Here is a 22,325-nt window from a genome sequence, read left to right on the forward strand (position 1 = left end):
CTTTGTCATCTTCCTCCGCCATACTGCGTTAACAGATGCGTATCAGGCAGTGATATGCTCAGAGACGACTAACGCCGGAGGCAGCTACCATGGACGACCAGGTCACCGATAACTCGCCCTACCCGCGCCATGACAATGACGGTAGCGACACCGAGATGTCCACGCTTCGCGTCAACCGCACGCCCACAGGCGTTCAGGCCCGCGAAGCGCTGCCTGAGACCGATCTGGACGACCCGCAGCTTTACTTCAATCGCGAGCTCTCCCACCTGCAGTTCAATATCCGTGTGCTGGAGCAGGCGCTGGATGAAGCACATCCACTGCTCAACCGATTGATGTTCTTGCTGATTTTTTCATCCAACATGGATGAGTTCTTTGAAATTCGCGTGGCCGGACTCAAGCACCAGATTGCCCTGGGTGACGATACAACGGGTGCCGACGGGCGGCTGCCAAGGGCGGTGCTTGCCGAGATTTCTGACATTGCCCACGCGCAAATCGTCCGCCAGTATCAGATTCTCAACGATACATTGTTGCCTGCTCTAGAAGCGCAGGGGCTAAGGTTCCGTCGCCGCGACCAATGGACAAAGGCGCAAAAAGACTGGGTCCACGAGCTGTTCAACAACGACATCATGCCGGTCATCAGTCCCATCGGTCTGGACCCCTCGCACCCTTTTCCGCGGTTGGTGAACAAAAGCCTCAACTTTATCGTCGAGCTGGAGGGCAAAGATGCCTTTGGACGCGCCGGGGGCATGGCGATTCTCCCCGCGCCCCGCTCGTTGCCACGCCTCATGGCGCTGCCTAAGCATCTGTGCAGCGAGGGCTATACCGAGTACGTGTTCCTGTCGTCGATGATTCATGCCCATGCTGAAGAACTGTTTCCAGGCATGAAGGTGCGCGGTTGCTACCAGTTCCGCCTGACACGCAACGCCGACATGAGCGTTGACCCGGAAGAGGTCTCCGACCTGGCCTCCGCGCTGCGTGGCGAGCTTTTGGCTCGCCGCTATGGCAGTGGCGTACGTCTGGAGGTAGCCGATAACTGCCCGGACGACCTGACCAACTTCCTGCTGCGCCAATTCAGCCTTGAAGCTGACGACCTGTACCGTGTGCAAGGCCCGGTCAACCTGACCCGGATGATGGCCGTTCTTGGCGATGTTGACCGGCCGGAGCTGCTCTACAGGCCGTACACGCCTGGGATCCCCAAAGCCCTGAAAGGCGGCAGCCTGTTTGATGCCATCGCCAAGCAGGACGTGCTGCTGCACCACCCTTTCCAGTCGTTTTCGCCAATTGAGGACCTGCTCAGCGAAGCAGCCCGCGACCCGAATGTGCTGGCCATCAAACAGACGCTCTACCGCACCGGGGCCGATTCGCCGATTGTCAGCGCACTAGTGGACGCGGCCAGCCAGGGCAAAGAAGTCACCGTGGTGATCGAGCTGCGCGCGCGCTTTGACGAAGCCGATAATCTACAGCTGGCATCGCGCCTGCAGGAAGCCGGGGCCATCGTGATTTACGGCATCATGGCGTACAAGACGCATGCCAAGATGCTGCACATCGTGCGCCGCGAACGCGGTGAACTACGCCACTACGCCCATCTGGGTACTGGTAACTACCATTCGAAGACCGCCAAGCTGTACACCGACTATAGCCTGCTGACCGCCAACAAGGCACTTTGCGCCGACGTTCACCGGGTGTTTCAGCAACTGTCGGGGATGGGCCGCGCGCGCAAGATCGACACGCTGCTCCATGCGCCGTTTACCCTGCACGAGCGGCTCATGGAAATGATCGACCGTGAAGCCCAGGTCGCCCGCAAGGGCAAGCGAGCCCACATCATCATCAAGTGCAATTCGCTCACCGAGCCGAAACTGATCAAGGCGCTTTATCGCGCCTCCCAGGAGGGTGTTGAATGCGACCTGATCATTCGTGGCATGTGCTGCCTGAAACCCGGCCTGCCGGGTGTGTCGGACAATATTCGTGTGCGCTCGATCATTGGCCGTTTCCTGGAACACACACGGGTTTTCCATTTCCACAACGACGGCAAGCCGGAGATCTGGTGTTCAAGCGCCGACTTCATGTCGCGCAACATGTTCCACCGGGTGGAAACCTGCTTTCCACTATTGGATAAAAAGCTCGCCACGCGGGTACGCAAGGACCTGGAAACCTACCTGGTCGACAATTGCCAGAGCTGGCTGCTGCAAAGCGACGGCAGTTATCACCTTCAAAACCCCGGTAGCGGGGATGCGATCAGCGCCCAGGAAACCCTGCTCTACGCCTACGCCAGCAAAAGCTAGCCCAGTTAAACACCCCGGCACCAAGCCGGGGTTAAACGTCCTGTGGTATGTCGCTTACGTATAGCGCTGACGAATCTGCCGGGCTGCCTGGACCATATTGGCCAGGGCCGGCTCCACCTCCGCCCAGGTGCGGGTTTTCAGGCCGCAGTCCGGATTGACCCACAGCCGCTCGGCGGGCATCTTTTCCAGCGCCTTTTCCAGCAAATCGACCATCCACGCCACATCGGGAATATTCGGCGTGTGGATATCGTAAACACCGGGCCCCATTTCATTGGGATAGGCAAAGTCCTGGAAAGCGTCCAGCAATTCCATATTCGAGCGTGACGTTTCGATGGTGATCACGTCAGCGTCCAGCGCCGCAATCGCACCTATGATGTCGTTGAACTCCGAATAGCACATATGGGTGTGAATCTGGGTGCTGTCGTCGACGCCTGAGGCACTTAATCGGAAACACGTCACTGCCCAGTCCAGGTAGCCCTGCCATTCATGCTGGCGCAGCGGCAAGCCCTCCCGCAGGGCGGGCTCGTCGATTTGAATGATCCTGATGCCGGCGCGCTCCAGATCCTGCACTTCGTCGCGCAGCGCGAGGGCAATCTGCTGACAGGTGGTTTCCCGGGACTGATCATCGCGTACAAACGACCACTGCAGGATCGTCACCGGCCCCGTCAGCATGCCCTTCATGGGCTTGTCGGTCAGCGTTTGCGCATACTCGCTCCAGCGTACAGTCATGGCGGCCGGACGGTTCACGTCACCAAAAATGACCGGCGGCTTGACGCACCGCGAGCCATAGCTTTGCACCCAGCCAAAACGGGTAAAGGCAAAGCCGTCCAGCTGTTCACCAAAGTACTCCACCATATCGTTGCGCTCGGCCTCACCGTGAACCAGCACATCCAGACCCAAAGCTTCCTGACGCTCGACCGCGTAGGCAATGTCCGAGCGCATGCGCGCCTCGTAGTCGGCCTGGCTTATCTCACCCGCTTTAAAAGCACGCCGCGCCGCACGAATATCGGAGGTTTGCGGGAAGGAGCCAATCGTCGTGGTCGGCAACAGGGGCAGGTTCAGGGCACGCCGTTGCGCCACCGCGCGTTCTGCATAGGGAGAGCCGCGCTGGCTGTCCTCGGACGTGATAGCGGCAACGCGAGCACTGACGGCTGGCTGATGAATACGCCCTGATTCACGCCGGACATCCAACGCCTGCGTTGCCGCTTTCAAGCGCTGCCCATCAAGGTCGGTGGCGCGATTATCGATCAGCCGGGCCAGGGAAACCACTTCGTCGAGCTTTTGGCGGGCAAAGGCCAGCCAACTGACCAAAGCTTCATCAAGGTCTGTCTCCTGGGCAAGATCCACAGGCACGTGCAGCAGCGAACAGCTTGGCGCCAGCCAGAGCCGCTTGCCCAGGCGAACCTTGAGCGGCAGCAGGCGTTCGCGCAGCGCGGCAAGGTCGGCACGCCAGATATTGCGGCCATCAACAAACCCCACCGATAGCACCTGGTGCGGGCTCAGTCGATCAATCACGCTGTCTACCTGCTGAGGCGCGCGCACTGCATCAATGTGAAGCCCATCCACCGGCAGCCGGGTCGCCACCGACAGATTATCACCCAGGCCGCCAAAGTAGCTGGCCACCATCAGCTTCAAGGGAGCGGACTGCAAGCGGTGATAGGCGCGTTCAAAGGCCTGCTGCCAGGCAAGGGGCAAGTCCTGCACCAGTGCTGGCTCATCCAGTTGAACCCACTCGACCCCCTGGGTGGCCAGGCGTGCCAGCACGTCGCAGTAGACATCCAGGATGCTATCCAGCAACGTCAATCGGTCCAGCTCGGCGCTTTGGGATTTCCCCAGCCACAGCCAGGTGAGCGGACCGGTCAGGGTCACCTTGGGGGTAAATCCCGCGGTCAATGCTTCATCGACTTCGTCGAAAAGCCGGTTGGAGGCCAGAGCAAAACGTTGCCCTTGGTGCAGCTCCGGGACCAGATAATGATAGTTGGTATCAAAGTACTTGGTCATTTCGCAGGCAGCTGCCGGTTCGCCGCTGGGCGCACGTCCCCGCGCCATGCGAAAGGTGGTATCCAGGTCAACGTCACCCGCCGCCACTTCCTGTGCCGCATTGAAGCGCTCGGGCACCGCGCCTAACAGCACCGAGACATTCAGCACCTGATCGTAAAACGCGAAATCGCCCACGCTGACCATGTCGAGTCCCGCCGCCTGTTGGGCTTGCCAATGGCGCAAACGCAAGTCCCGGCCGGTCTGTTCAAGCTCTTCGCGGGAACACTCGCCCTGCCAGTAGGCTTCAGTGGCTTTTTTGAGCTCGCGACGAGCGCCAATTCGGGGATAGCCGAGGATATGAGAAACTGTCATGATGAAACCTTGCAACGTGAATGATTTCACTTAGTCTGGGCATCGACAGAAAGTGAATCAAACTAAAGTTTTTAATATTAAATATGAAAAACCTTCATTATGATTGAATTACGCCACTTGCGCACCCTGCTGGCGCTCCGTGAGACAGGGTCTCTGGTAGAGGCGGCCGAGCGGGTCCATCTCACCCAATCTGCGCTGTCACATCAGTTGAAAGACCTTGAAAGCCGGGTGGATAGCCCACTGTTCATGCGCAAGACCCGGCCGGTTGAATTCACCCGCGCCGGACTGCGTTTACTGGCACTCGCTGATGAGGTTCTGCCCGAAGTGCGCAAGGCCGAGCGCGACCTGGCACGCATGGCCGGAACCGAAATGGGGAGACTGCACATGGCCATTGAGTGCCACAGTTGCTTCCAGTGGCTGATGCCCACGGTGGACTACTTTCGCGATCACTGGCCCGAGGTCGAGATCGACATACCCAGCGGCCACCACTTTGACCCGCTGCCCGCGCTGGCGCGCGAACAGCTCGATCTGGTGATCACGGCTGATCCGCAGCCCATCGAGGGGGTGCACTACGCGCCGCTGTTCCGCTATGAAGGATTGCTCGCGGTTGCCAGGCAACATCCACTTGCCGGTCAGAGCTTCGTGACGCCCGAGGCACTGGCCGATGAAACCCTGATCACCTACCCGGTCGAGCAGTCACGACTTGACGTCTTTAGCCAGTTTTTAACACCCGCCAATGTGCGCCCCCGGGAAATCCGCACCGCCGAGCTGACGATCATGATGATGCAGCTTGTCGCCAGCGGCCGTGGTGTCTGTGCGCTGCCTAACTGGGCGCTCTCGGAGTACCTGGAACGCGACTACGTTAGTGCCGTGAAGCTTGGAGAGCAGGGTGTGTGGAGCACGCTGTATGCCGCCGTGCGGGAAGAAACGCTGGAGGCGCCATGGATGCAGGATTTTTTACGCACCGCACGGGAAACGTCGTTTGCCGTCCTCAACGGTATCAAACCGGCGACTCGCGACGCGGAATCAGTAGCGTGAAGCGCGCGCCACCCAGGGAAGGGCTGGTATCCACGGTGACGCTACCGCCATGGCCTGCCATGACTTTTTGCACAATCGACAACCCCAGCCCGTAGCCCCCCGAACTGCGCGCACGGCTATCGTCCAGACGGGCGAAGGGTTTGAACACGTCGGCCCGAGCATCGGCTGGAATCCCCGGTCCATCATCCTCCACGTCAATACGCACCAGGTGGGGCTCATCCCATAGTCCAATCACCACCTTGGACTGACCATGTCGGCAGGCATTACTGACCAGGTTCTGCAGCGCGCGCTGCAGGTAGCGAGGCTCCGCCAGGAGCTCGACGTCAGGCCCCGGCGCCAGCGTTATCGACAAGCCTTCATGAAGCGGCGAAAGCGAATCGATCACCCGCTCGGCCATCGCCCGACATTCCACCAGCGACGTTTCCAGCTCGGCGCCGTTGACCGTCTCGCCCCCCAGCCGGGCATAGGTGAGAATTTCATCGATCAGCTCATCCAACTCGGCAATATCGGTATCGATACCCTGAAGCTGGCGTCGTATCGCGGGCTGATCGGTCATATCCTCGACCATTTGCACGGCAAAACGGATACGGGCTACCGGCGTTCGCAGCTCGTGTGACACGGCGCGAATCATCTCCTGCTGCCCACGCAACAGCGACTGCACCTGATTGGCCATCCCGTTGAACGCCATGCCCAGGCGCCCAAGAAAGTCGCCGCTTTCGACTTTGACGCGGGTTTCCAGGCGACCACTGGCAATCCTTGTCGCCGCCAGCTCGAGACGCGCCATGCGTGATTCGATACTGCGCATCACCAGGTAGATAATCAGCGCCAGCACGACCATCAGAGCCATCAATAACGGCAGGTGAAGGTTCAACGGCAGGACGGAGCCCCCGGCTGCAGGCCCTACTTCAAGCCATTGGGAGCCGTCGGACAGCTGATAGACGAAGCTTATCGATAGTTGTTCACCGCGTAAACGCGTGACGACCTCGCCGCGATCGAGCTGGCGACGCTGCGCATCACTCAACGCAGCAGGGGGGCGATCGGTCAGCGAAAGTGGCCAGCCACCCTGCTCCAGTGCACCAAGCCGCTCACGACGTTCGTTACCGTCAAGCGGCGACAGCCACGCACCGAGTATCTCTATGGTGGCGTGCCACTGTCGCTCGCTCCAGTAAGGGAAGTCGGCCTGTAACAGCCAGGGTTGGCCAGGGAGGCGGCGCTGTAGTCGCCAGGGAGACGTCGCCACCAGTACTTTTCCCCGCTCCAGGCGGGCACGCTCGAAATAGCTCAGGGAAGCATCTTCCAACGGCAAAAGTGTCAACTGCATATCGAGCTGCTCAGCCCAACCCGCTAGCTTCGCCTGGCGTTCGCGCGGCGTGCTGTCGGCGAGTTGCTGCGTCATTAATGACATTGGCAGCGCCGTTAATGCCTCGCGATAGTCCTCGCGGCTAACCTGCTCGATAAAGGCGCGCCCGCCCAGGGCAATTAAAAACACCATTAGCAGCGCGGCACCCAGCAGCAGATAAAAGCGTAAAAACGAGCCGTGGCTGAGCACCCGCCGCATGTAGCTGTCCTTCTTAGCTGTCTTTTACAAACAGGTAGCCCTTACTACGTACCGTCTTGATACGGTGGGGCTGGTTGGGGTCATCACCAATCTTGGGACGAATACGTGACACTCTCACATCGATCGAACGATCCTGCCCATCATATTTGATCCCACGCAGATCATTAAAAATCTCTTCACGGGTGAGCACACGCCCGGCATTGCGCGCCAGCAACCAAAGCAGGTCGAACTCGGCGCTGGTCAAATCGATGCGTTCCCCCGACAGCCAGGCTTCACGGGTGGCATTATCGATTTCAAGATTCTCGAAGCGCAGACGTATTTCGCCTTCCGAGGCTGGCCCGTCGGCACGCCGCAACAGCGCTCGCATGCGGGCCAGGAGTACCCTTGGCTGAACAGGCTTGGGCACATAGTCATCCGCGCCCATTTCAAGTCCCAATACCTGATCCAGATCGTCCGTACGTGCCGTCAACATCATGATCGGACCTGCAAAGTTGGGTCGCACGCGACGACAGATCGCCAGGCCGTCTTCCCCGGGCAGCATTAAATCAAGAATCACCAGATCCGGCTGCAGGGTCAGGATGCGATCCACTCCCTTCGCCCCATCAGCCTCCAGCGTGACTTGAAAGCCGTTGGCTTCCAGATAATCCCGGGTCAGCTCAGCCAGGCGCTGATCATCCTCAATGATGAGCACGTGATCCTGGTCGGGATAATCAGGCTTGTGCGATTCTTGACTTCCAAGCGTCTGAAACCGTTCTTCTAAGTGATCCACCATCCTAGTTGTCAACTCCACTTAAGCTATGTGTCTTATCGCCTGCTTACCCCACTCAGAAGCAGGCTGTTTATGTTTATTTACAGAATACCTCAAAAGTGCTCAAGCGCTTGTCAGCTGACGCAATATGCACGTTTCTTAAACATTTTACCCAAAAGCCGCCGCTTGATTCTTGCCACACCGACAGCTAATGTAAGTGACTACGCTGTCGTCAACCTGACAGGAGGAGACGGTCATGGGAAGTGACAAACCCAAAAGTGTCATCAAACGTGTTTACGTTCCTACCCAAGTGCGTGATTTGCCTAACGGGGAGAAACTTAAAATCCCTGGGCATTACAAATCCCCTCCCGGTGAAGAACAAAGCTGATCGCCATTTATCTATAGTAGTGACTTAATAAGGCAGGCTCAGGGCCTGCCTTATTCATATCTACATCACCAGTAACGTTTCGCTATCCTTTCGGCCCCAGCAGCAACCACACGATCAGCCCGACCAGCGGAAAAAACAGCAACACCAATATCCATAGTAACTTGGCCAGGCCACCGGCAGTGCTTTTCGCTACCTTAATGATGGCCCAGACGATGATGACGAGCCAGATAAGCCCCAGTAATCCACCCACTTCAATGCCCATATCAACTCCTTGTATTGGGATCCATGACTGTGCAGCTAAGCATATAGCTACAGCTGACACAAGCGACTAAGAGGATGCCTGCCAGTTCAGGGCGGCCTGGCGACCACGCGCTTCATTTACCCTTGCGCAAACCAGCATCGCCACGCCAAACAATACCGCGCACAGCAGAATAGATGCCTGGAGACCGACCAAGGCCTGCAACCCTCCCAGCAGCACAATCCCGATGACACCTGCCAGCTTGTTGGCCAGCCCCCAAAAGCCAAAGAACTCCGCTGACTTGGTCGTTGGCGAGAATAAACCGACCAGCGCGCGGCTTGCCGATTGACTGGAACCCAGGCTCAGCCCGGCTAAACACCCCACGAACAAGAAGACATACTGAGGTTGCCATTGCCATTCAGTGACCTGGTTCACCCAGTCGGTGAACTGCGGGGTCAGCCAGATAGCCAGAATGGCGGCGATCCACAGCCCCAGAGTAATCTGATAGGTACGCTTGGCACCCAGCCGGTCCTGAATCCAACCAAACCCTAACGCCCCGGCGGCCGCCGTAATTTGCACAATAATGAACATGATATTGCGCACGCTTGCTTCCCAACCAATCACCTGGGCGCCGTAAATAAAGGCAAAGGCGATGATGATGTACACCCCTGCCATCGAAAACAGCAGCGATACCAGAAACACCGACAGATCCCTGAAATGCTTCAGGTCATGAAAGGTAGCAGTGACGCGCCGACGCGCCGTATGCCAGTAGGATCCGCGATGCGGTTGCGGCATTGCCCGCTCTTTCAGCCATATGAAGGTGGGTATGGCGGCCACCAGGAAAAATCCAGCAGCGAAGGGACCTACCCAGCGAATGCGCTCGAAGTTATCAGCGCTTGCTTCGCCCAACACCACCAGCGTGAACCCCGCGGCAAAGAGCCCACCGATATAGCCCAGCGCCCAGCCAAACCCGGAGATCTTACCCAATGCCTCGGGAGGACCCAGCGAAGGCAGAAAGGCCGCGATAAATGACTCACCCATCGAGTAGGCATAGTTCGAAATGATGATGAGTATGAGCCCGATGACCACATAGCCAGGCGCCACAAAATACAGCATAGCGGTCGTCGCAACCGTCGCCAGGTAGCTGAACAGCAGGAAGCGTTTCTTTTCTGCCCGCTCATCCATGATTGCGCCGCATAAGGGTGCGGTGACAACTACCAACAAATAACTGGTAGCCAGGGCGAGACTCCATAGCAGATTGGCAAGACGAAAGTTATCGCCGCGGTCACCCACAATCACGGTGGTAAACAATTCACCGAAAACCACAGTGATAATCAGCAAGGTATAGGCTTGGTTGGCAAAATCGAACATCGCCCAGCCAAAAATTTCACGACGCGAAGCGAAGCCTGAAGCAGCTTGGGTAGGTTGAGCGTGCACCATGATGTCTCTCACCAGCTAACAAGGTGCCAAGCGTATCAGGTTGGCGCACAAAAGCGACACGCCTATCGTTGGAAGAATAGAGGTGACAGTCGCGGCAGCTTGCTCTAAGTTTGATTGATCATCTAATAACAGGGACGTTAATACATGAAGGAAGCGGGGGGAGTAAGGTGTCGTCGAAAGCCGATCGTCGGGCGCTGGCTAGCAGGCCTACTGTCGCTTCTCGCACCGCTGGCACTCGCTGGCGGCTCGTCTTCTGACCTGACGTCGCTCACCTTTGTTACCGAAGAATACCCTCCCTATAATTATCAGGACCCACAGACTGGCCAATTGGAAGGCCGAGCGATCACGCTGCTTGAGTCAATACTTGAGCAGGCTGGCACACCTTTCAAGCGTGAGGATATTCTCTACTACCCTTGGATACGCGGCTACGAGTTGGCGCAAAGTGAACCCAATACAGCGTTATTTTCGACCACCCGCACCCCTGCCCGAGAAGCACACTTCAAATGGGTAGGCCCCATCGCACGCGACCGGGTCGTACTGTTGACCTGGGATAACCAGGTCGCTCGGCTCGCGTCGCTGGAAGAGGCAATTGACAAGCGGTTGAGCATCACGGTGATTCGTGAAGATATTGGCGCTCAGGCGCTGCAAGAAGCCGACTACCCGGCCGAGTTACTCCGCCCGGCCATTGATAACCGCAGCGCCTTGCACATGTTACGTCGTGGGCGCGTCGATTTATGGGCCTACAGCGATGAAGTGGCGCGCTGGATCGCCACACAGGAAGGCGTTGAGGCCAGTCGATTGACTGCCGTGCATACGTTAAGCGAATCGGATTTATACTTTGCTTTCAACCCGGCCACGGCTCAAGACCTGATTAATCGCCTGCAGAAGGCCCTGGAGAATGTTCGTGCTGGACAAAAAGACCGGGAGGCCGGCCATCATGCGAACTAACCCAATACAACAACGCATCGCGTCATGCTGGCGGTCTTTGCTTGCTACGTTATTGCTGGCCCTGAGCCAGCCACTCAGCGCGACACCGCTGATCATCAATACCGAAGATTACCCACCCTTCAATTACCCAAGCGAGCAAGGACAGATCATGGGTAGTGCCACCCAGGTGCTGCGCGAGGCATTGCAGGCGGCAGATATTGACGCGGAGTTTCGGGTGCTGCCCTGGGCACGGGCCTATACGGCTGCACGCCTGCGCGAGCAACACTGCGTTTACTCGACCACCCGCACCACTGAGCGCGAGGCGCTCTTTCGCTGGGCGGGGCCGCTGGCTATCAACGAGTGGGCAGCATTCAGCCTTGCTGGCCGGGATATCCAGGCGAGTTCAATACAAGAACTGGCTCACTTTCGTGTGGGTAGCTTCCGCGAAGATGCGGTGGGTAATCATGTCGCTGCTCAGGGAGTCGACGTGCTGCGCGCACCGAATGAACGCGAAAACCTGGCGCGCCTGGACGCGGGACTCGTTGATGTCATCGTCACCGGCAAAGCCACCGGCGAGTTTCTGGCCAACGCGAAAAACGTGGCGTTACGGCACCTGTTTACGTTTTATCGCGCACCGCTTTATCTTGCCTGTCATCCCAGCGTATCCAAGGATCTGATCAAGCGGCTACAGCACCACCTTCCTCCTCTCGGCGAGGCGCGCGGAGTTTCGCGCCATGAATAAAACTTCCATACCGTTGCGCTCGGGTAGCCTGACGTCCAAGCAAGCGCTGCTCACCATATTGCTGGCTATCTTGATCAGCGTTATTGCCGGCAGTGTAGAGTTGTTTAATCACGCCTTGTCGATGCGCCAGAATGTTGCCCAGCGTGTTGAACAGCAGTTGGCTATCGTCAGCGGCGCTGCCGCCGAAGCCGCTTTTCAACTGAACCCTGACCTGGCTCACCAGATCGCCTATGGGTTATTCAGCGATAACGAAATTGCCGAAGTCGCCATCCGCGACGATTTCGGCAGCCCCCTGTCCGAGTTTGCTCCCACCGAGGCGGTTGAATCGAGTTGGTTAAGCCAGCGGCTGTTTGGCGATATGCTGCATTACCAGATTCCGCTGAATTATTACGTGGCCGTCGACTTACCCGAAGCCGTGGTGGGCGAGGTCGAACTTCGGCTTGATGAGCAGCGCCTTACCCAACAATTCCTTGATCGCAGTATATCGGTCGTTGGCTCCAGCGTGCTGGAAGCCTTTATACTCAGCCTGTTGATTATTGCCTTCTTCCATTACTTTATTACCCGACCACTGCTCAAGGTCCACGACGCCATCGCGCATGCCGATCCTGAACGCCCCGGCGAGTGGGATAAACCGCAGTTGCGGGGCCACCGTCATGATGAGCTGGGGCATTTGGTCGACAGCCTTGACCACTTGCTGCAGGCCTTCCAACAAGGGTTGGACCAACGCGACCAACTCCACCACCTGTCGCATATTGATGGACTGACCGGTGTCGCCAACCGGCGGCATTTTGATCTGTTTTATCAACAGCAGTGGAAGCGCGCCAAGCGAGGTGCCCAACCCTTCTCGGTTATCTTTATCGATATCGATAACTTTAAAGAATTTAACGACCATTACGGTCACGCCATGGGAGATGACACGCTTCGCGCGGTGGCACAGGTGTTGAATAACTGCATCGACCCGGCCCATGACCTGCTTGCACGCTATGGCGGAGAAGAGTTTGTCTGCGTCCTGCCCAATCAAGATGAAGCGGCCGCGCTTGACGTCGCCCAGCGTTTACGCCGGGCAGTGCTGTCTTTAGCCATTCCTCACGCTTACTCAAGTACGCATACCCACTTGACCGCCAGCATGGGGGTCGCCAGCACATCAGCCCAGACAACGCTCAGTGCAGCGGCACTGCTGGCACAGGCAGACCAGCACCTGTATCACGCCAAGCATCTGGGCCGAAACCGCATCGAAACCCGTTCGCGGACAGCTTGAACGACCGGCTCACAGCCACCAGTGTGCGACGACAGCGGCAAGCCCGATCACCAGCGCCGTTATGACAGCGACACACACGGCATGGTCCAGCCAGCGATCAAAGGCAGCCCCTTTGGACTGCCGCCGTGTGGCTCCGTGCCGTGTTTGCCTGACCATCAGTCGTTACCCTTCATGGGACACCTTCAGTGATTGATACGCCGATTGACGACGTTGGGCGCACGGCGTAAACGCTCTTCTTCGCCTAGCTCTTCCGCTTCAAAAGCATCGGCCCCCACAGGCGTTTCACCGTGGCGACGGTAGAGCTGGGTAAGCATCGCTTTACGGTCGGCACGCAGTTCGCGCACCAGCACGATCACCATCATATAGAGAATAAAGGTAAACGGCAGCGCGGACAGCACCGCTGCCGATTGCAGGCCGGTCAGCCCGCCCGCCAAAATCAGGGTAAAGCAGATCGCGGCGATCAGCACACCCCACAACACCCGCTTGTAAAGCGGCGGATTGATAGAACCATTATCGGTCATTTGCGCCACGATGTAAGACGCCGAGTCGGCGGACGTCACCAGGAAAACAAAAATCAACATGATGGCAATGAGTGACAGCACGCCGGAAAACGGCATCAGTTCGAACATTTCAAATAACGCCACCGTAATATTGTCCTGGGTCGCCGCCGCCAGACCAATATTCTCACCGACAATTTCCATGTTGAGCGCGGCGCCGCCAAATACACCAATCCACAAGCAGGCCAGTAGCGGCGGCACCAACAGCACGCCAAAGACATACTCCTTGATCGTACGCCCCCTGGACACGCGGGCCACAAAGGTACCCACGAAAGGCGACCAGGCGATAACCCATGCCCAGTAGAAAATGGTCCAACTGCTCGCCCAGTTCTCATCGCTATACGGCGCGGTACGCAAACTCATACCGATAAAGTTTTGCAGATAATCGCCAATCCCGACCGTAATGGTCTCGAGAATCGCGACGGTCGGGCCGGTAAACAACACATAAAGCATCAGGCCAATGCACAGGATCATGTTCAGATTGGACAAACGCTTGATGCCTTTATCAAGGCCTGACCAAGTGGAAAGCATATAAGCGCAAAACATTACGAACAGGATGACGAACTGCCAAAAACCGTTTTCCGGCAGGCCAAAGACGGCATTCAACCCGCCATTCATCTGCAACACACCAAGGCCTAGCGAAGTCGCCACCCCCATGACCGTGGCCACTACAGCAAACACGTCCAGCCAGGAGGCGTAAGGACGTATTCTTGGGTGCTTCGCCGTGACCGATGACAGAACCGAGGACACCAGCCCCGCCTGGCCCTTACGAAATTGGAAATAGGCAATGATCAAACCGACGACAGAAAACGCTGCCCACTGGTGAATCCCCCAGTTGAAATAGCTGTATTGGATCGCGTAGCGTGCCGAGGCTTCGCTTTCTGCGGTCACATCTCCGTAGGGCGGGTCAATGTAATGAAACATGGGTTCGGCCATGCCGTAGAAAACCAGGCCTACGCCGAATCCGGCGGCCAGCAGCATGCTGATCCAGGAAAAGAAGGTATAGTTGGGCCGACTGTCCTGAGGCCCCAGGCGCACCTTTCCGTATTTACTGAGCGCCAGGCCAAACAAAAACACCACAAAGCCAAACACGGAAAATAGGTAGAACCAGCCGAACAACTCGGTGATCGTCGCGAGTGCCGACTCTGCGGCACTGCCAAAACTTTCCGGGAAAGATGCGCCGACAACCACCAAGCCAAAAATGATCAGTGTCGATGCGATGAACACCGACTTTCCTCCATGATTTGCCATACAACAACCCTGTTAAAATGAACTCGTTACGCTGCAAAGGAGCGTAACACCTGCGCCCTTGCTCTGCATGCAACGCGACTTTAACTTATGGTCCAGCCAGGTGACTGAACTCTCCCCAACCGGTGTGTTCCAAGCAGTGACACCAAACGAGGGAGGCTTTCATGCCCCACATGAATCGTGATCAACGCAATGCCGCCTGGCAGGCCGCCCACCAGTGGCGCGCCCGGGCAACCCGGACTCAACCAAATGGCGTCATGGGTAGCTTGAAGCTGCTCTTTACCTGGCTGGCATTTGGCCTGTTAATGATTGTCGGCGTCGTGCTGGGTCTTTTTTTCCTGTTGGTGGGTTGGGCCATGATGCCCTTTGTCCGCCACAAGATGAAAAAACGCATGGAGCAGATGCGCGCCCAACAGGCCCAGGACATTGGCGGCAACCATTCCGAACCTTCTTCAGGCTCTCGCCATCAGGATGTTCTCGAAGGACAGTATGAAATTAAAACTGAAACGGGCAAGAAAACTGACGATGGCGTTAGTTAGATAGTGCTTGAATGCCCCCGTTTCCACGGCAGGTGGCTTTATTGGGGTGCATGAAGCCAGATAAAGGCCGCCGCCAGGGTAAGCGGCATTACCACCAGGCTGCCCAGGTTACCTATCAACACGATGGAAGCCACCTTGTGCGGCGACAGTCGATACTGCTCCGCAACCAGGTAATTCAACACGGCAGGCGGTAGCGCGCCGAACACCAGCAATACCGCCGCCTGAAGACTATTAAGCGGCAGCAGCACAATCAGCGGTAGCGCAATGACCAGTCCCGACAGAGGACACAGCAAGGCGCCGAGCAGGCCGGTTCGCCAGTCGCTGAAATCGATATCCAGCAGCCGCACCCCGAGCGCAAACAGCATCAGCGGAATGCATACCCCACCCAGCATGTTCATTGCTTCTAAAAGCCAGTCGGGCAACGGCATTCCGCTAACGTTGACGGCCAAACCCGCCAGACTCGCCGCGACAATCGGCATGCGCAGCAAACGCCACAGCGACGTGCGTGGATCAAGCATGTAGAGGCCGACCGAAAAATGCAGCAGCATTTCTATAATAAATACCACGACCGCCGCCGGAAGCGCTTCCTCTCCAAATGCCAGGACCAACAAGGGCACGCCCATGTTGCCGGAATTGTTGAACATCATCGGAGGTAGGAAGGTTTTGATATCCAGACCCAGCCAGCGTGCAACCGGCCACAACACCACCCCCGAGCCCAGCACAACGGCTACGGCGGCACTTGCCAGCCAGGCGTAATCGGCCAGTGGTGCCTGCCGGTCGGCCAGTACAGCGAACACCAGAAGCGGGACGAACAGCTCCATGTTCAGGGTATTCAAACTGCGAATATCCGGCGTGCGAAAGCGCCCATAGGCAGCACCCGCTCCCGCAATCAGAAAAACGGGCAGCAAGGTGCCAATAATATTACCGATCATCGCGCGCCTCTACTCTTCTGCTTACCTGCTGTACTGTGTTCATCCACTGTCCTTGTCAGCCTTCAAGGCGCCAAAAAGCGCTGCCACAATGCCGTTACGACATGACGATGGGCCTCGTAATCAGCGGCACGCCCCACGGCTTTGTCACCGGTCAGCGCGGCCCGGTGGGTCGCGCTCCGGTATGCAAGATACGCCTCGCGAAGCTGTTCCGCCTCTTCCTCTGGTAAGTGCCCACTCTCTGCCAGGGCCTCTAAAATACGAATGTTATCGCTATAGGTCAGCAGCGACGGCGTCTGGTTAGCAAGTGCTAACACCGCGTATTGACAGAAGAACTCGATATCCACCATGCCCCCGGCGTCATGCTTGAGGTCGAAGGTATCCCCCTCGCTTTTGGTGGCAAGATGATCGCGCATTTTTTGACGCATGTTGACCACATCGTCGCGCAAAGCGATCGTATCCCGACTGCGCCCCAGAATATCACCGCGCAACTGGTCAAACTTGTCTGCCAACGATGCGTTACCCGCCACCACGCGCGCTCGCACCAGCGCCTGGTGTTCCCAGGTCCAGGCGTGCTGGCGCTGATAATCGGCAAAGGCGGCGAGCGAGGTGACCAATAGACCGGAATTACCCGAAGGCCTGAGCCGCATGTCGACCTCGTACAGGCTGCCCGCCGGGGTTACCGCCGTGAGCAGATGAATAACCCGCTGCCCCAAGCGGGTAAAAAATACCGGCGTATCGATGGGCCGCGGGCCATCAGTGGTCCCCTGTCCATCGCTATCGTGGAGAAACACCAGATCCAGGTCGGACCCATAGCCAAGCTCGATTCCCCCTAGCTTGCCGTAACCCACAATCAAGAACGCGGGCTCGCGGGCATCACACCCGCTGGGTACGCCATGCTTGGCAGCGAGATGCTTCCAGGCCATCGCCAGCACGGCATCCAGGATCACCTCGGCGATATAAGTTAAGTAATCACTCACTTTCATCAAGTGCCGAGTGCCTACGATATCCGAAGCTGCCACGTGGAGCATCTGGGCATGCTTGAAGACCCGTAGCGCTTCGAGCTGGGCTTCTTCGTCATCCTCGGGAAGCCGGTTCAGTGTCTGGCGCAGTTCATCCGCCAGACGGTCTTTATCGGCCGGCGTATAGAGGGTATCGGGGGTCAGCAACTCATCCAGCAGAATGGGGTAGCGCGCCAGCTGCTCGGCGATCCAGGGGCTTGCCGCGCATAAACGCATCAGATGTTCAAGCGCATGGGGGTTTTCACGCAGCAGGGCCAGATACGCCGTTCGCCGCAGCACCGCTTCGATCAGCGGCTGAACACGCGAAAGCGCCGTATCCGGCGTGTCATTATCGGCCAGGGCATCCAGCAGCAGAGGCATCAACGCATCCAGGCGCTCAAAGCCAATACGCTGCATGCTTTGCACCTGACGCGAATGATACAAACGAGACAGTCGCGTGAGTGTCTTGTCAGGGGCCTTGAACCCTGCCTCCCCCAGGCGCTCCAGGGCTTCGTCCTGCTCCAGCTCGCCACGCCAAAGCAGCCGCCACTGCTCAAGCCCCGGCGCTTGCTCATCGCTGTCGTTCTCCACTTCGTCTTCAGGCTCGGCAATAACCGCGTCGAAGTGATGACGAACACGTTCGCGTACTTCATCCAACTGGTGCACAAGGCTCGGCCAATCATCGTGCCCCATGGCAAACGCGACCCGTTCACGATCCGTTTCCGCACCGGGCAGTGTTTGCGTTTGGCGGTCTTCCAGGGCCTGCAGGACGTGCTCGATATCGCGCAGGAAGGCGTAATCCGGCAACAGATCATCCACCACTTCCTGAGGTAACAGCCCAAGCGCTGGCAAGCGTGTCAACGCCGTATGCAAGGAAGCCACCTGAAGTTCGGTGTCGCGCCCACCGCGAATCAGTTGAAATGCCTGCACCACAAACTCGACCTCGCGGATGCCGCCAGGCCCCAGTTTGATGTTTTGCTGCATGCCTTTACGCTTCACCTCGCGATTGATCATCGCTTTCAGTTCGCGCAGCGACTCGATGGCGCCAAAATCCAGATACTTGCGGTACACAAAGGGGCGTAGCCCGGCCAGCAGCGCCTCACCCGCGTCCAGGTCACCCGCAACAGGACGCGCCTTTAGCATCGCATACCGCTCCCACTCGCGGCCCTGGTCCTGATAATAGCTGGAAAGCATCGCAAAACTGCCCACCAGCGGCCCGCCGTCGCCCAGCGGGCGAAGACGCATGTCAACACGGAAGGCAAAGCCATCGGCGGTCATGGCATCCAGCGCCGCGATGAGCTTCTGGCCTAACTTGGTGAAATACTCCTGATGCTCAAGCGGCTTGCGGCCGCCCTGGGTTTCGCCGTTTTCGGCAAACGCAAAGATCAGGTCAATATCCGAGGACAGGTTCAGCTCGCCGGCCCCCAGTTTCCCCATACCCAGCACCACTAGTCGCTGCGGCTCGCCATCACGTGTAGGGGCTGGCAGCCCCCAGCGCGGTGCATAAAACTGTTCGAGCCAGCCAAGCGCCGCTTCAAGACAGATCTCTGCCAGTTGGGAGACTGCATGGGCGGTATCCCACATGGTGTAGCCCGGCGGCCGATTGAGGTCCCGCCACACGATACCCAGCATACGCGCGCGCCTGAAACGGCGAATGGCCCGATGCATGGCGTCTTCGTCATCGGCATTTTCCAGCGCGCTGGCTAACAGCTGGATTTGGTCGTCCCTTGTCGGCGTGGCATCCAACTCACCGCCACTGTCGAGCGTCGCCAGCCAGTCGGGATAACGGATCAGCGTATCGAGCGCAAAACTCGAGACTGAAAGAACGCGGGTCAGGTCCTTGCGGCGTTCAGCGGACAGCGATGGCCAATCAGCAGACGGCAGTGGTTGCTGGGTCATGTCAGCCACGTTGTCCGCCTGGGAAAGCGCCTCACAAAGCCGCTGCCAAGCTTGCTTCGTCACCGGCTGAAGCGCTTTGGGTAAGATATCAAGCGGTAAAAACGCCTCATTGAGTTGCATAATGACCTCGCTGCCCTGGAGTGAGTCTTACGTTAGCCGACGAATTTCAGCCAGCCTAACAGGCCCCAGGTCAGCCCGGCGAGTATCAACGACAGCATCACCGCCGCTGAGCCAATATCCTTGGCCCGCCCGGAAAGTTCATGGTGCTCGGTGCCAATACGGTCCACCACGTTTTCTATCGCGCTATTGAGCAACTCAACGACCAACACGAAAAAACAGCTGCCGATCAGCAACAGCCAGCTCACCGGGCCTTCGCCAATCCACCAGGCAAACGGTATTAGAATGGCCGTAATGGTGACCTCTTGACGGAACGCGGCTTCGTTGCGGAACGCCGCTTTCAATCCTTTCCATGAGTAGCGCGTTGAATGCGCCAAATGCGTCAAGCCGGTGTGCCCTGGTTTCATGGCGGTTGCCTCAAAATAAAGTCGTCAATTGGCGAGTATCATGGCTTCAAGATCTTTGGTCAGCGGATCCAGCACCTGCGACCAGTTCAGGTAAGGTGTACTGGCATTACCGTTGACCAACACGCTGAATACCCCCCAACGCCCCTGAGCCGTGCGAAAGTAGCCGGCAGCAGCGCGCACGGCGAAGGGCTGATTAAGCGTACCGGTTTTTAACATGACATTGTGTTGAAAGGTATCGGAACCGCGCCGAATAAAACGCATCACGCCGTTGGCGGGTGACTGAAAGGCCGCTATAAAACTCGGAAATAGCGCACTTTCATGGAACATCTCGGTCAGCATTACATTGATACCATGCGCCGATGTACGGTTTTCGGTGGTCAGCCCGCTACCGCTGTATAGCGTCAGCGGCCCGTGCCCCGGCAGGCTCTCGGCATAACGCTCCAACGCCAGCCCCGCTTCGCGAAGCTGTACCTGGGGAGGCTCCACCAGGTTGAGGGCCAGCACATCGGCCATGTAATTATTTGAATAGTTCATGATGCGCAACAGCAATTCCTGTAGCGGCTTGCTATCCACCGCGGCAAGTCGCTGCGCATCACCTGGCGGCCGTATCGAGGTGATGCGCCATCCATCACGCACGCTAATCCCTGCCTGCCGGAGCATGCCCAGCACTACCTCGGCGGTGACCTCAGCGGCATCTCCCGCACCACGATAAACATCCCGTGCCCGGGCATTCGTTGATATTTGCCCGCTCAACCGAAAGATATCACCGTCGGCGTTGGTGATCCTTTCGGCGCTGATCTCGGTGCCACTGTTATCGGGCTTGGTTACCACCCGATTGTCAATCGTGGTCCCCAAGGACTGACCGTCGCATAGCGATATTCGCGCCGGGTTGCCGGGCACCGACGCGGGAGCGACATTGGCACACCAGCTACCAAAATTCACACCCGCTGACGACAGCGGCGCGCTATAAGCATTGGCAACACGCGTCAGCGCGTCACAGCGGTCGGTGGTGATGCAGTCAACAGGGCCAAAGCGCCACTGATTGACAACCAGAGCACCCTCAACCTGACGCACGCCTGTTTGCTGCAACCGTTGCACCAGACGCCAGATATCTTCGGTGGTGAGACCGGGGTCACCGCCGCCCTCGAAAATCAGATCCCCGCGTAAAACGCCGTCTTGAACACGCCCGGAACTGACCAGTTGACTGGTAAACCGATGCTGGGGACCAAAGCGCTCCAACGCAGCAGCAGCCAGATACGCCTTGGTAACCGATGCCGGGGAAAGCTGGCTCATCGGCTCAATGCTTGCCAGCGGTGCCGCATCGGCATTCAGCAAACGCGCCTCGGCGCTGACAGCAAACCCTTTATCCTGAAGCTGGCCTACCCGGCTAAAATCAGCCCACAACGGGCAACTGATCAAAAAGCTCAGCACACCCACTGCTGACCGCCATCCCCAATCACTGCTACTAAAACGCTGCCAGCCACCGCGCAACATCCGCCTCTCCTTAATGCACGCTCATTTTCGAAAATACTTGCAACGTCACCACACCGGCGACGATCAGGCTAATACCGACGACCGCGGGCACATCCGGCTTTTCGCCGAAAACCACTATACCCACCAGCGTGACCAGTACGATCCCCAGCCCTGCCCAGATGGCGTAGGTGATCCCGACTGGCAAGCTACGCAGCACCAGACTCAACAAATAGAATGCCATCCCATAACCGCCGACTACCAGAAGGCTTGGTAACGGACGGGTAAATCCCATTGACGCTTTTAAAGCGCTGGTAGCAATCACTTCGGCAATAATCGCCAGCACCAAATAGACAAATGTCATGTCGACTCCAATGCCACACGCAAGCGCCATAGTGTTTGGCCGCTTTGATGATACTTGGCCTCAAACGGTGTTAAATATTCACCGCTGGGCACCCATTCAGTGACGTCGGCCCGCTGACCGGTCACCTGGCAGGCCGCCATGGCGAACTCCTCAATATACAGCGACCAGTTTGAGCGGACTTCCAGCAAGCCTCCCAGCGCCAACAGTGTGGGGAAGACCGGATGTCCATGCCAGCGCATTTTCAAATGCGACGCCTTTGGGTAAGGATTCGGGTAAAGCAGATAGTGCCGTTCGGGTGCCCACCCGGCCTCGTGCGCCAACCGCCAGAAATCGACCAGATCGGCGCGCACCAGCCGGGCATTGGCGGGCAGCTCGCCATGAGCCCGGGTGAGCCGGTCCTCGCTGCGATCAACACCGATAACCTTATGATCAGGGAACTGCTCCGCCAGCCGCCGGGTCGAAAACCCAACGCCGCAACCCGCATCGAGTATCAACGGACCTGACTGGCACTCATACCACTGCGCTACGGAGGCGAATGCTTCCTGGGTATGCCTCGCAATCGGCTTACGCAGTGGATGAGTGAGCCCACGGCTGACCCGGCGGGCCAAATCGTGGTGCGGGCCTGGCTGATTGGTCACCACCGGCCTCGAAGGCTGCTGCATATTGACTCTCTTGTAAAAGGATCTGTCGACCATCGCGCCATGTCACCCGCACCCGGGCACCAGCGCACAATAAATCGCGTAAATAATGCGATTCTACCAGTCCAGCATGGTTGCGGCATGACGCCGCTGCTCGCCCGGTGATATGATCACTGGCAGCAATA

Annotated in this window: 19 protein-coding genes; 6 read left to right on the plus strand and 13 right to left on the minus strand. The window is 57.8% G+C overall.

All coding sequences use genetic code 11. The features are described 5' to 3' along the window. Positions 1–155 precede the first annotated feature (155 nt). On the plus strand, positions 156–2,282 hold the full coding sequence (gene ppk1 / locus IT895_RS15465) for a polyphosphate kinase 1 (protein WP_442786537.1): 2,127 nt from the start codon (positions 156–158) through the stop codon (positions 2,280–2,282). Positions 2,283–2,336: 54 nt separating this feature from the next. Here the strand turns inward: ppk1 and metE are convergent, their stop codons facing one another. Then, complete coding sequence (gene metE, locus IT895_RS15470; RefSeq protein WP_199283982.1) at positions 2,337–4,634, minus strand: 5-methyltetrahydropteroyltriglutamate--homocysteine S-methyltransferase; 2,298 nt, start codon at positions 4,632–4,634, stop codon at positions 2,337–2,339. A 99-nt stretch (positions 4,635–4,733) separates the two neighbouring features. Here metE and IT895_RS15475 point away from each other — a divergent pair, with 99 nt between their 5' ends. Further along, positions 4,734–5,672 carry a LysR family transcriptional regulator gene (locus tag IT895_RS15475; protein ID WP_085917056.1) on the plus strand — a complete coding sequence of 313 codons (939 nt, stop codon included), beginning with the start codon at positions 4,734–4,736 and terminating at the stop codon, positions 5,670–5,672. Here IT895_RS15475 and IT895_RS15480 read toward each other — a convergent pair. From IT895_RS15480 to IT895_RS15495, 4 genes are all read right to left on the minus strand, one after another. Continuing rightward, positions 5,635–7,230: an ATP-binding protein gene (locus tag IT895_RS15480; protein ID WP_085917055.1), complete on the minus strand. Its 1,596-nt coding sequence runs from the start codon at positions 7,228–7,230 to the stop codon at positions 5,635–5,637. The two genes, IT895_RS15475 and IT895_RS15480, sit on opposite strands and share 38 nt — an antisense overlap. A 13-nt stretch (positions 7,231–7,243) precedes the next feature. Beyond that, positions 7,244–8,002, minus strand: a complete 759-nt coding sequence (locus IT895_RS15485) for a winged helix-turn-helix domain-containing protein (protein ID WP_233337280.1) — start codon at positions 8,000–8,002, stop codon at positions 7,244–7,246. A 446-nt stretch (positions 8,003–8,448) separates the two neighbouring features. Continuing rightward, complete coding sequence (locus tag IT895_RS15490; RefSeq protein ID WP_085917053.1) at positions 8,449–8,628, minus strand: PLDc N-terminal domain-containing protein; 180 nt, start codon at positions 8,626–8,628, stop codon at positions 8,449–8,451. Positions 8,629–8,694: 66 nt separating this feature from the next. Then, entirely contained in the window at positions 8,695–10,044 is a 1,350-nt protein-coding gene (locus IT895_RS15495) for an MFS transporter (RefSeq protein WP_085917052.1), read from the minus strand. Positions 10,045–10,188: 144 nt separating this feature from the next. On the opposite strand from IT895_RS15495, the gene IT895_RS15500 reads away from it, so the two are divergent. From IT895_RS15500 to IT895_RS15510, 3 genes are read left to right on the plus strand one after another with little or no spacing between them, the layout of a single operon-like run. After that, positions 10,189–10,992, plus strand: a complete 804-nt coding sequence (locus tag IT895_RS15500; protein ID WP_199283983.1) for a substrate-binding periplasmic protein — start codon at positions 10,189–10,191, stop codon at positions 10,990–10,992. Then, positions 10,982–11,713: a substrate-binding periplasmic protein gene (locus IT895_RS15505; protein ID WP_085917050.1), complete on the plus strand. Its 732-nt coding sequence runs from the start codon at positions 10,982–10,984 to the stop codon at positions 11,711–11,713. The genes IT895_RS15500 and IT895_RS15505 overlap by 11 nt, the downstream gene beginning before the upstream one ends. After that, a complete protein-coding gene (locus IT895_RS15510; protein WP_085917049.1) occupies positions 11,706–12,971 on the plus strand; it encodes a GGDEF domain-containing protein in 1,266 nt (421 codons plus the stop codon). Before IT895_RS15505 ends, IT895_RS15510 begins: the two co-directional genes overlap by 8 nt. Positions 12,972–12,980: 9 nt before the next feature. Here IT895_RS15510 and IT895_RS15515 read toward each other — a convergent pair whose 3' ends face one another. Both IT895_RS15515 and IT895_RS15520 read right to left on the minus strand, forming a co-directional pair. Then, a complete protein-coding gene (locus IT895_RS15515) occupies positions 12,981–13,127 on the minus strand; it encodes a hypothetical protein (protein WP_176243600.1) in 147 nt (48 codons plus the stop codon). Positions 13,128–13,153: 26 nt separating this feature from the next. Next, positions 13,154–14,779: a BCCT family transporter gene (locus IT895_RS15520; RefSeq protein ID WP_085917048.1), complete on the minus strand. Its 1,626-nt coding sequence runs from the start codon at positions 14,777–14,779 to the stop codon at positions 13,154–13,156. A gap of 161 nt (positions 14,780–14,940) precedes the next feature. On the opposite strand from IT895_RS15520, the gene IT895_RS15525 reads away from it, so the two are divergent. Then, complete coding sequence (locus tag IT895_RS15525; RefSeq protein WP_085917047.1) at positions 14,941–15,315, plus strand: hypothetical protein; 375 nt, start codon at positions 14,941–14,943, stop codon at positions 15,313–15,315. A gap of 38 nt (positions 15,316–15,353) precedes the next feature. On the opposite strand, the gene IT895_RS15530 is transcribed toward IT895_RS15525, so the two are convergent. The 6 genes from IT895_RS15530 to trmB form a co-directional block, all read right to left on the minus strand. Then, a complete protein-coding gene (locus IT895_RS15530; protein ID WP_085917046.1) occupies positions 15,354–16,247 on the minus strand; it encodes an AEC family transporter in 894 nt (297 codons plus the stop codon). 62 nt (positions 16,248–16,309) lie between these two features. After that, positions 16,310–19,264 (minus strand): bifunctional [glutamate--ammonia ligase]-adenylyl-L-tyrosine phosphorylase/[glutamate--ammonia-ligase] adenylyltransferase, encoded by a 2,955-nt coding sequence (gene glnE, locus IT895_RS15535; RefSeq protein WP_199283984.1) that lies wholly within the window; start codon positions 19,262–19,264, stop codon positions 16,310–16,312. Positions 19,265–19,296: 32 nt separating this feature from the next. Next, positions 19,297–19,668, minus strand: coding sequence for a diacylglycerol kinase (locus IT895_RS15540; RefSeq protein WP_085917044.1), 372 nt, complete (start codon positions 19,666–19,668; stop codon positions 19,297–19,299). Between the two features lie 24 nt (positions 19,669–19,692). Next, positions 19,693–21,162, minus strand: coding sequence for a D-alanyl-D-alanine carboxypeptidase/D-alanyl-D-alanine endopeptidase (gene dacB / locus IT895_RS15545; RefSeq protein ID WP_199283985.1), 1,470 nt, complete (start codon positions 21,160–21,162; stop codon positions 19,693–19,695). Positions 21,163–21,172: 10 nt separating this feature from the next. Continuing rightward, on the minus strand, positions 21,173–21,502 hold the full coding sequence (locus IT895_RS15550; RefSeq protein ID WP_085917042.1) for a DMT family transporter: 330 nt from the start codon (positions 21,500–21,502) through the stop codon (positions 21,173–21,175). Next, on the minus strand, positions 21,499–22,164 hold the full coding sequence (gene trmB, locus IT895_RS15555; RefSeq protein ID WP_199283986.1) for a tRNA (guanine(46)-N(7))-methyltransferase TrmB: 666 nt from the start codon (positions 22,162–22,164) through the stop codon (positions 21,499–21,501). The genes IT895_RS15550 and trmB overlap by 4 nt, the downstream gene beginning before the upstream one ends. Positions 22,165–22,325: the final 161 nt, after the last annotated feature.

The organism is Halomonas sp. A40-4 (assembly GCF_015767635.1).
Lineage (GTDB): Bacteria > Pseudomonadota > Gammaproteobacteria > Pseudomonadales > Halomonadaceae > Vreelandella > Vreelandella janggokensis.

Excerpts from the sequence above, each read along its gene's own strand:
- IT895_RS15490 (WP_085917053.1), bottom strand. The coding sequence starts at position 8,628 with ATGGGCATTGAAGTGGGTGGATTACTGGGGCTTATCTGGCTCGTCATC.
- IT895_RS15495 (WP_085917052.1), bottom strand. The coding sequence starts at position 10,044 with ATGGTGCACGCTCAACCTACCCAAGCTGCTTCAGGCTTCGCTTCGCGT.
- metE (WP_199283982.1), bottom strand. The coding sequence starts at position 4,634 with ATGACAGTTTCTCATATCCTCGGCTATCCCCGAATTGGCGCTCGTCGC.
- IT895_RS15500 (WP_199283983.1), top strand. The coding sequence starts at position 10,189 with ATGAAGGAAGCGGGGGGAGTAAGGTGTCGTCGAAAGCCGATCGTCGGG.
- IT895_RS15540 (WP_085917044.1), bottom strand. The coding sequence starts at position 19,668 with ATGAAACCAGGGCACACCGGCTTGACGCATTTGGCGCATTCAACGCGC.
- glnE (WP_199283984.1), bottom strand. The coding sequence starts at position 19,264 with ATGCAACTCAATGAGGCGTTTTTACCGCTTGATATCTTACCCAAAGCG.
- IT895_RS15480 (WP_085917055.1), bottom strand. The coding sequence starts at position 7,230 with ATGCGGCGGGTGCTCAGCCACGGCTCGTTTTTACGCTTTTATCTGCTG.
- IT895_RS15550 (WP_085917042.1), bottom strand. The coding sequence starts at position 21,502 with ATGACATTTGTCTATTTGGTGCTGGCGATTATTGCCGAAGTGATTGCT.
- ppk1 (WP_442786537.1), top strand. The coding sequence starts at position 156 with ATGTCCACGCTTCGCGTCAACCGCACGCCCACAGGCGTTCAGGCCCGC.
- IT895_RS15520 (WP_085917048.1), bottom strand. The coding sequence starts at position 14,779 with ATGGCAAATCATGGAGGAAAGTCGGTGTTCATCGCATCGACACTGATC.
- IT895_RS15510 (WP_085917049.1), top strand. The coding sequence starts at position 11,706 with ATGAATAAAACTTCCATACCGTTGCGCTCGGGTAGCCTGACGTCCAAG.
- trmB (WP_199283986.1), bottom strand. The coding sequence starts at position 22,164 with ATGCAGCAGCCTTCGAGGCCGGTGGTGACCAATCAGCCAGGCCCGCAC.
- IT895_RS15515 (WP_176243600.1), bottom strand. The coding sequence starts at position 13,127 with ATGGTCAGGCAAACACGGCACGGAGCCACACGGCGGCAGTCCAAAGGG.
- IT895_RS15525 (WP_085917047.1), top strand. The coding sequence starts at position 14,941 with ATGCCCCACATGAATCGTGATCAACGCAATGCCGCCTGGCAGGCCGCC.
- IT895_RS15530 (WP_085917046.1), bottom strand. The coding sequence starts at position 16,247 with ATGATCGGTAATATTATTGGCACCTTGCTGCCCGTTTTTCTGATTGCG.
- IT895_RS15475 (WP_085917056.1), top strand. The coding sequence starts at position 4,734 with ATGATTGAATTACGCCACTTGCGCACCCTGCTGGCGCTCCGTGAGACA.
- IT895_RS15505 (WP_085917050.1), top strand. The coding sequence starts at position 10,982 with ATGCGAACTAACCCAATACAACAACGCATCGCGTCATGCTGGCGGTCT.
- IT895_RS15485 (WP_233337280.1), bottom strand. The coding sequence starts at position 8,002 with ATGGTGGATCACTTAGAAGAACGGTTTCAGACGCTTGGAAGTCAAGAA.
- dacB (WP_199283985.1), bottom strand. The coding sequence starts at position 21,162 with ATGTTGCGCGGTGGCTGGCAGCGTTTTAGTAGCAGTGATTGGGGATGG.